The organism is Pseudonocardia lutea, assembly GCF_042658055.1.
GTDB lineage: Bacteria > Actinomycetota > Actinomycetes > Mycobacteriales > Pseudonocardiaceae > Pseudonocardia > Pseudonocardia lutea.
Map to the genome: position 1 here is coordinate 25,036 of NZ_JBHSQK010000025.1, position 8,306 is coordinate 33,341.

Annotated in this window: 7 protein-coding genes and 2 pseudogenes; 4 read left to right on the top strand and 5 right to left on the bottom strand. The window is 70.6% G+C overall.

Annotated elements, in window-relative coordinates:
* Positions 1-394: 394 nt before the first annotated feature.
* Genes pabB through ACFQH9_RS12045 form a run of 3 tightly spaced genes read left to right on the top strand, consistent with a single transcriptional unit; the run spans position 395 to position 2,971 of the window.
* Positions 395-2,194 carry an aminodeoxychorismate synthase component I gene (gene pabB / locus ACFQH9_RS12035; RefSeq protein WP_379566086.1) on the top strand — a complete coding sequence of 600 codons (1,800 nt, stop codon included), beginning with the start codon at positions 395-397 and terminating at the stop codon, positions 2,192-2,194.
* Between the two features lie 52 nt (positions 2,195-2,246).
* Positions 2,247-2,591, top strand: a complete 345-nt coding sequence (locus tag ACFQH9_RS12040) for a folylpolyglutamate synthase/dihydrofolate synthase family protein (RefSeq protein WP_379566087.1) — start codon at positions 2,247-2,249, stop codon at positions 2,589-2,591.
* A complete protein-coding gene (locus ACFQH9_RS12045; RefSeq protein ID WP_379566088.1) occupies positions 2,585-2,971 on the top strand; it encodes a hypothetical protein in 387 nt (128 codons plus the stop codon). The genes ACFQH9_RS12040 and ACFQH9_RS12045 overlap by 7 nt, the downstream gene beginning before the upstream one ends.
* On the opposite strand, the gene ACFQH9_RS12050 is transcribed toward ACFQH9_RS12045, so the two are convergent.
* Both ACFQH9_RS12050 and ACFQH9_RS12055 read right to left on the bottom strand, forming a co-directional pair.
* A complete protein-coding gene (locus tag ACFQH9_RS12050) occupies positions 2,949-3,452 on the bottom strand; it encodes a hypothetical protein (RefSeq protein ID WP_379566089.1) in 504 nt (167 codons plus the stop codon). The two genes, ACFQH9_RS12045 and ACFQH9_RS12050, sit on opposite strands and share 23 nt — an antisense overlap.
* A gap of 13 nt (positions 3,453-3,465) precedes the next feature.
* On the bottom strand, positions 3,466-4,728 hold the full coding sequence (locus ACFQH9_RS12055; protein WP_379566090.1) for a glycine cleavage T C-terminal barrel domain-containing protein: 1,263 nt from the start codon (positions 4,726-4,728) through the stop codon (positions 3,466-3,468).
* A 525-nt stretch (positions 4,729-5,253) separates the two neighbouring features.
* Here ACFQH9_RS12055 and ACFQH9_RS12060 point away from each other — a divergent pair.
* The gene (locus ACFQH9_RS12060; protein ID WP_379566091.1) at positions 5,254-5,964 is read left to right on the top strand and encodes a Crp/Fnr family transcriptional regulator; all 711 of its coding nucleotides are present in this window, start codon (positions 5,254-5,256) and stop codon (positions 5,962-5,964) included.
* Positions 5,965-6,233: 269 nt separating this feature from the next.
* On the opposite strand, the pseudogene ACFQH9_RS12065 reads toward ACFQH9_RS12060, so the two are convergent.
* The 3 genes and pseudogenes from ACFQH9_RS12065 to ACFQH9_RS12075 form a co-directional block, all read right to left on the bottom strand.
* Positions 6,234-6,515, bottom strand: a pseudogene (locus ACFQH9_RS12065) (hypothetical protein); the annotation flags it as partial.
* A 26-nt stretch (positions 6,516-6,541) separates the two neighbouring features.
* Positions 6,542-7,307: pseudogene (locus ACFQH9_RS12070) on the bottom strand (transposase family protein); the annotation flags it as partial.
* Between the two features lie 134 nt (positions 7,308-7,441).
* Positions 7,442-8,306: MFS transporter (locus tag ACFQH9_RS12075; protein ID WP_379566092.1), on the bottom strand; the 865-nt coding region annotated here is incomplete at its 5' end.

The window sequence follows — 8,306 nt, forward strand, 5'->3', positions numbered from 1 at the left end:
CAGGCTGACCAGCTGCCAGGCCCTCTACCGGGTACGGCTGTCCGAATAGCGAGTAGCGTTCCGACGCATTCACCAGCAGCCAAGAGACAATTGTCTCCCCGAGGTTCTCCCGGTAGCTCGGATACCATGACGTTCCCCGGTTCTCCGGAGTCGGGTGGTTGGATCGTGGATCGCGGAGGTCCGGAGGGCCCGTCCCACGCCCGAGCGCGCGTCCGGTCCGGAGACGAACGGGTCGACGTGCGGTGGGCCGGTCGGGCAGCCCGGGTCTGCGCCGGGTCACGTCGCCGGTCGAGCCGGGACGAAGTGCCAATCCCGTGGACGCGCACGAGGGGCACGATCGGACACCCGGCCTGCGAGCACGCCTGCGCGGGATCCGACTGAGGAAGGGCGATCGATGAGCACTCCCCCCGGTCCCTGGGCCCGGTTCGACGACCTCGTCGCCGGCGCCGCTGTCCGGTTCGCCGGGGTCGACCGAGTCGTGACGGCCACGCGCCTCGATGAGGTGGCCACCGCGCTCAACGAGGTGGACGAGCAGACGCACGCGGGGAAGTGGGCGTTCGGGTTCGTCGCCTACGAGGCCGCGGCCGGACTGGACCCCGACCTGGTCGGCCACGACCCGGTGGACGGACTGCCGCTGGTGTGGTTCGGCGTCGTGGACCAACCGGAGCGCGTCCCCGTGGTGGCGCCGGGCGCGCCGGTCCCGCCGCGTACCTGGTCGCCCGCGTGGGACGCGCCGACGCACCGGCACGCGGTCGAGCGGGTGCGGGAACGCATCGCCGCGGGCGCGACATACCAGTGCAACCTCACCACCCGGCTGCACGCCGCCCCTGTGGGCGACGCCGAGGCGCTCTACCGGGAACTCGCGCTCGGCCAGCGCGGCGCCCACAACGCTTACCTCGACCTGGGCCGCTTCACGGTGGCCAGCGCCAGCCCGGAACTGTTCTTCGAGCAGCGCGGCGAGACGATCCTCATGCGGCCGATGAAGGGCACCGCGGCGCGGGGGCGCACCACCGCGGAGGACACCGCGGCCGTCGCCGCGCTGCGGGGCAGCGCGAAGGAGCGCGCGGAGAACGTCATGATCGTCGACCTGGTCCGCAACGACCTGTCGCGCATCGCGGAGCCCGGCAGCGTCGCCGTGCCGCGCCTGCTCGCCGCCGAGCGCTACGAGACGGTCCACCAGCTCACCTCTGACGTCACCGCGCAGCTGCGCCCCGGGGTGGGCCTGACGGAGATCTTCCGGGCGCTGTTCCCGTGCGGATCAGTCACCGGCGCCCCGAAAGCGCGGACGATGGAACTGATCCGGGACCTCGAGGACGGGCCGCGGGGTGTCTACTGCGGCGCGATCGGGATCGTGGGTCCTCCGGACGCCTCCATCCGCGCCCGGTTCTCCGTCGCCATCCGCACCGTCGAGGCCGACCGCGCCCGCGACGCCCTCACCTACGGTGCCGGTGGCGGGATCACGTGGAGCTCCGAGCCCGCGGCCGAGTACGCCGAACTGCTGGCGAAGTCGCGCGTGCTGGCCGCCCGGCACGAGGAGTTCGAGCTGATCGAGACGATGCGCCACCGGCCAGGAGAGGGCGTGCGTAACCTCGACGCCCACCTGGCCCGCCTCGCCGACTCCGCGGGCTACTTCGGCTTCCGCTTCGACGAGGCAGCAGCCCGTGGGCTCCTCGCGGCCCGGCTCACCGGCGCCGGGCCCGCGCGGGTCCGGCTGCGCTGCAGCCGCGACGGCACCCTCGCCGTGGACCTCGAGCCGCTACCCGACCCAGGCACTGGTCCGGTTCGGCTCGCGGTGGACACCGAGCCGATCGACTCGACGAGCTGCTGGCCCCACCACAAGACCAGCCGCCGCGCGCCCTACCTGGACAGGCTGCGACGCCACCCGGATGCCGACGACGTTGTGCTGGTCAACGAGCGCGGCGAGGTCACCGAGACCTGCACCGCCACCCTCGCCGCGCACCTGGGCGGCCGCTGGTGGACCCCGCCGCTGGGCTCGGGCTGCCTGCCCGGAGTCGAACGCGGCCGGCTTCTCGCTGTCGGGCTCCTGCGCGAGCGGGTGCTGTTCCCCGACGACCTTGCCGAGGCCGACCGACTGGTCCTGGTCAGCTCGCTGCGGGGCCAGCGCCCCGCCGTCCTGGCGCCCCTGCAGGTGCAGGACCTCCCGACCGCACCGCCATTGAGGAGATCGGCATAACCGGCCGACCCGCCGAGAGGATCGCGGAGATCGAGGAGGCGCTCGTGGCCCGGTGGGCCTGGGCCGGCCGCAGCAGGTGCTGCACGTGGGCCTCGGTGTCGGCGAGCTGCCGGACCTCCTCCTGCGCCTGCTGGGCTCCTACCAGGCCGACAACGCCGGCGTGGCGCTCGCTGCGGTCGAAGGGTTCCTCCACGTCGACGGCGCACGTCTCACCGCGGAGCAAGTCCACCGCGGTCTGGGCGCTGTGCGTGCACCGGGCCGGCTGGAACGGGTGGCCGACGACCCGGTCGTGGTGATCGACGCCTCCCATAACCCAGCCGGGATAGGCGCCACCGTGCGCGGTCTGCGCGAGTCGCTGGGCGTGGCCCGCCTCGGCGTGGTGCTTGGGGTGTGTTAGCCGGCAAGGACGTCGACGGCATCCCGGACGCACTCGAACCCGTCGCATCGCAGATCGTCACGCAGGCCGAGTCGTCGCGGGCACTGCCAGCGGCGGCACTGGCAGAGGTCGCCTCGACGGGGTTCGGACCGGACCACGTCGTGGTGCGCTCGCCGCTGCCCGACCCGATCGCCGCGGCGACGCGGATCGCAGCCGACAGGCCCACGCGTACGGCCGTTCTGGTCACCGGCAGCGTGGTGACGGCGGGCCAGGCCCGGTCGGTGCTGGTGGGTGAAATCCGGGCGGGTGCCCGCGTTCCCGTCCGACGGCAGCGAGCGCTGACGGCAGGTGCAGCACCCGCCGCCGACAAGAAAGGGTTCACAGCATCCCGAGGAGCATGACGACCATCAGCGATGACATGGTGGCCGACGTGACGCGGTCGAGGACGCCTCCGCTGCGGGTCGGCCCCTCCAGACCCGCAGCGATGGACATCAGGTGCGAGAGGTAGTAGCCGCTGCTCGCGAGCGCGACGAGCGAGATCCCGAAGCTCGTCGCGTGGACGTACGCGCTGCTGTGCCCCACGACGGCCATGAACAGCATGGCTCCTGCAGCGACCACGTGGTGCCAGTCGACCGCGTCGCGCATCGGGCCACGAGCGACGACGGGCCACGTCACGAGCACGATCAGTGCCACGATGGCGGTGGTCGCCGAGGCGGCGTGGCCGACGAGCATCGCCGCCATCCCCGCGCTCATGCTCAACTGCACGAGGTCGTGGTGCACCTCGATCCGCGACCGCCGCCGCAGCACGAGCTGCGCCAGGTGACCTGCACCCGAGGCAGCGCACGCCGCGACGGCGCCCGCGGTGAACCAGCTGGCTGTCACGATGGAACCGGCATCACACGGCGTGCAGGTCGCCCCTGCTGCGGTCCTGCTTGTACGGAGCCGGTGCGACGATGGCGCGGATCTCCTTCTGCGGTCCGTCCGGGGTTCCCCAGTGCACCGTCAGCCGCTCGCCGATGTCGGCGTGCGCCACGTCGATGGTCGCCAGGGACAGCATCTTGCGGAAGTAGTAGCTGTAGCCTCGGGAGGTGGTGACGCCGACGAGTTCACCTCCTGCGGTCACCTTGTCGGCCCACATGAACCCCCGCTGGTCGCGCGGCATGTCCATGAACGGGTAGTGCTCGCCGGGGCGGAACAACGAGCTGAACACGTCGACGACGTCGTCGGCGTTCCACTCCAGCGTGCGGATGACCCGGCGCGGCTGTGCCTTCTCCCGCTCCAGCGCGGCGCGGCCGACGAAGTCGTGGTCGAACTTGATGTTGCGGCCCCAACCCAGCTCGACAGGGCTGCGGTAGTACTCGCTGATGTCACGGCCGTCGTAGGAGCCGGCGATGTAGGCCGGTTGCGCGAACGGCGGCATCGAGGACCGGAACACCTCCAGGTACTCCGCCATGTCCGGGGAGAAGATCGCGGGAATGTAGTCGGTCGCGATCGTCGGGAAGCACGCCTCGAGGTGGTTGATCATCGTGACGCGAGCCCCGAGGCGGCGGATGCCGAACTCCTGCCCGGCCTCCAGCACCGCCGCGTAGACGGCGTCCCCGTGTTCCCGTGGTCCCTGCAGTTCGAAGCCGATCTCACCCGCCATGCCCTGCCGGAGCGCCACCACGTCGTGGCCAGCGATCTTCAGGGGGCAGACGTGCATGTACTTCGTCTCGCGCAGTTGGTTGTCGGTGGCCAGCTTGTCCAGCAGCGCCAGGGCCTTCGGCCCGGAGACCTGGTAGATGAACCAGTCCTCCTGGGTGATCTTCAGGTCGTAGGAGCCCCGCTCGGCCCGGTAGTTCGCCCAGAACCCACCCCGGCCGTGCATCACGAAGTCGTCGTCGCCGAACTTGGTGACGATGCCCTCGTGGATGACCTTGCCATCGGCATCGGTGTGGATGGCGTGCTTGCTCTGCCCGAGCCGGAAACCCTCGAAGCTGTTGACCGAGATGTCGGCCAGCAGCTTGAGGGAGTCGGGTCCGGTGATCCTGTGCTGCCACAGGAACGACCAGTCACCGATGTAGCAGCTCTCCTTCCAGGAGAGCGACTCGTCGAGCCAGTCGGTGTACTCCGGAGCGCCGAACCGGCTCCACGCGTACGTGGAGGGAGGGGTTCGCATGCTCGACACGGTGTAGGTCATCGGTTGTCGCCTCTCAAGTGCACGGGCCTGTTCTGCGGTGGGTCAGGAGGACTGGTAGAGCCCCGGTTTCCGGCACCCCGGGGCTGCGCCACGACGCGCCGAACACGATGCCCCCACCGAGCAGGGGTACGAGCGGCTCGACAGCAGCAGCGTTGTCACCCTCACCTCGGTGGAGTCTGCGATCTCGCCCGGAACAACCCGAGGCGAGTGCCCCATGGTGGGAGCGGCGCCGGGTCCGGACCAGAAACAAATGTCCGCAGGGGTCGTGTCCCGGCAGGCGTGGCCGTACCCGGAGGGCGAAGCGGTGAGGCGATGGAACCACCAGCCGATCCGTTCCGGGCAGGGGTGCGCCGCCGTCGCCGCTCCCTCGGCCGGAACGGGCACGCGGTTTCGGTGGCGCGCCGGCAGACGTAGTGTGACGGGACGCGCCACCCCGCCACGGTCGAGCACCGGGCGCAGCCGCAGCGAGGTGGTCGGCAATGCCTCGAGGCTGAGAGGATCCCGATGTCAGTCGACGCCGACTCCATCCACGAGACCGACGAGCTCAAGGCCGCCTGGTTCAGCAGCGGCTACGCGCGTGTCTCCGCTGACGCCCGTCGGCAACTGCTCGACACGGCCGAGCACTTCCACCTCGCGGCCGGCGACCACCTGCGCTCCGTCAGCAGCGTGGCCAAGGTGGGACTCGTCGTCACGGGCTCGTTGCGGGTGTACGTGGCATCGGGCGCCCGGCAGGTCACCTTCCAGTACGCCGGTCCCGGTTCGGCGTTCGGCGTGCCGAACCTGCGGACGGTGGACGGTAAGGCGGGACCCACCACGGATGCGCAGGCCGTCCTCGACAGCCGGATGGTGATCTTCCGGACCTCGGTGGTCGAGTCCCTGGCGGATGTCGACGCCACGATGTCGCGTGCGGTGATCAGCGGACTGCTGGACGCGCACCACGCGAGTGTGTCCCTGTTGGCCGAGCACGTCCTGTCCCCGCTGCGTCAGCGCGTGGCTCGGCACCTGCTCGACCTCGCGGTGCGGGAAGGCGCGGCCGTGGTGATGCGGTCGTCTGTGCAGGATCTCGCCCACGCGACGGGGACGGTCCGCGAGGTGGTCACCCGGTTGCTCAGGGAGCTCCGCGAAGAGGGTCTCGTGCAACGCAAGGCCGGGGTGCTGGTGCTCCACGACATGCACCGGCTGCACCAGATAGCGCAGGGCCTCGACGAGCTGTGAGTCAATGACCCCGGAGGCATTCGCCCCTCGCCGCCGCCACCCCGACCGCGCCGCCGTTCGAACCGGGAGCAGGCTGCGGAGCGGGGCCCGCAGGTCCAGCCCGAGGAGCGCGTGCTGGAACTGGGTTCGGGCGGGCTGTCCCACCCTCCGCCCTCGCTCGTGCCGGGCGCACGCGACCTGAGCGAGGCCCAGCGACAGCAGCTCATCACGGGCAACCCGGTCGGGGGCGGCAGAGGCTGGGTGTCCTGTAAGTCCTGGCGGAGCCAGAGGATCGTGGCGGCGATGGTGATCTCGGCGCGGAAGTAGGCGGCGCGCTTGGCGTAGCGGGTGGCCAGGTCGCGGAACTGTTTGAGCCGGTTGAAGCAGCGCTCGACGACGTTGCGGCCGGCGTAGACGACCGGGTCGAAGGCTGGTGGGCGGCCGTCTCGGGAGCCTTTGGCGTGGCGGCGGGCGATCTGGTCGTCGCGTTCGGAGCTGGTGAACGCGATACCGCTTGGCGCATCCTCCGGTGGAGCGGCGTCAGCCCTCTGGTCCCACTGAGCCCTTGCCATTTGGCTTCAGCCGGCGTGGATGAGACGAGGACGCCCTTGACGAGGTCGGTGGCCCGGTGAGGGCAGCAGCGGATCTTGCGTAGGACGCGCCAGGTCTTGAGGACGGCGTTGGCGCGCTCGCCCGGCCCGCGCTGACGGGTGTGGGCGGAGTTCACGTCGGGCTGGTTGCGGGAGAGCTTGCGCCGCTTGGCGGTCTCGGGGTCTTTCGGGCGGGGACGTTGCGGGACGTCGAACCCGGACCCACGGTAGCCGTTGTCGGCGATCACCCTCACCTGCGCTGTCTGGAGGCCTCGAGGATGCCGTGGTCGCGGGCAGCGCCCATGTCGTGGCGGGCGCCGGGTGGCGCGGCCGACGCCCACACCAGCCGGCCCGCCGGATCGGTGATGACCTGCACGTTCACGCCGTGGCACTTGTGTTTGCCCGAGTAGTAGGGCCGGTCCCGTCCTGAGCCCATCCCGACCCGGTCGATGCGCAGCAGGGTTCCGTCGAGGATGACGAACGCCTTGGCCTTGATGAGCGCCATCGCTGTGGCCAGGGTCGGGGCGAGGGCGGCGAGGACCTCGATCGCCTCGCTGATGTCGCGGAACACCGTGGTCGTGCCGATGCGGTATCCGGCGGCGAGCTCGGCGTAGGTGTCGCCCTTGCCAGGTGCGCCGGCACGAGCACGGCCTGGTCCCCGGCGGACCGCCGCCGCTACCGGGTGACGACCTTCGTACGGCGGCCGCGGAGGGCGTCGGCGAGGGTGATGAGGGCGTGGTTGGACACGGACAACCCCGAAGGGTAGGAAGGCAACCGAAGCTCCTGGTCAGCTCGAGTTGATCTAGTCAATCGCCCGTCTACCAGGCGCTTCACTCATCCGGTGACGCCACGCCGCAGCAGCTCACGCCCACCTCCGACCAGGACGGAAAGCGCTCACTGATCCAGTCTCAGGGGCGGCGGCCCAGCCGTGCCAGTGAGCGATCGGTGATCACGACGACGAGCGTCGCGACTACGGTGCCGCCCATGAACCAGGCCAGTCCGTGCAGAGCGGAGGTCACTGCGCCTCCGGCGAACAGCGCTGCGTTGACCGTCGCCGAGAGCACCGCCCCTAGATGGGTGAAGGTGCGTAGCAACCCAGCTGAGGAACCCATCCGAGCCGGGTCGGCCTGGTGCTGCAGCGCAGTCTGGTTGGCGAGGTGGGCGATCGCCTGCCCGGCCCCCATGAACACGCAGGGGATCACGAGCACCCACACCGGGCCGGTGTCGCCGAGCGTGAGCAGCAGCGGGGTCGGTGCGCAGAGCACGATCATGGCGACGATCAACTTCTTCCGCACGACTGGCGAACTCCCGGTCACGGCGGACGCGGCGATGGCCGCCAGGAACGCCGGCAGCAGGATTAGGCCGCTCGCCGCGGGCGACAGGCCACGCGTGTGCTGGACCCACTGCGGGTAGCCGTAGATGAACGCGTAGAACGCGACGCTCACCAGCAGCGTGCGCAGGAACGTCAACGACAGGGCCACATTCGTTCCCGCCGCCCGCAGGTCCAGGAACGGTTCCCCGTGTCGAAGCTCGCGACGGACGAACAGCACCATGGCGGCGACAGTGATCGCCAGCAGCGGCCACCACTGCGGCGTCATCAGCACGACCAGCAGCGAGGTCAGCGACAGCGCGAACAGCACCATGCCCGGCAGGTCGAACGCCGGGCGTGGTCCCGCAGGGATGATGCGCGGCAGGTACCGGTACCCCGTGAAGAACACCGCAGCGCCCAGCGGGACGTTCACGGCGAACACCGCCCGCCACCCGGCGAGGTCG

Coding starts and splice junctions, on each gene's coding strand:
- pabB (WP_379566086.1), top strand. CDS start 395: ATGAGCACTCCCCCCGGTCCCTGGGCCCGGTTCGACGACCTCGTCGCC.
- ACFQH9_RS12060 (WP_379566091.1), top strand. CDS start 5,254: ATGTCAGTCGACGCCGACTCCATCCACGAGACCGACGAGCTCAAGGCC.
- ACFQH9_RS12055 (WP_379566090.1), bottom strand. CDS start 4,728: ATGCGAACCCCTCCCTCCACGTACGCGTGGAGCCGGTTCGGCGCTCCG.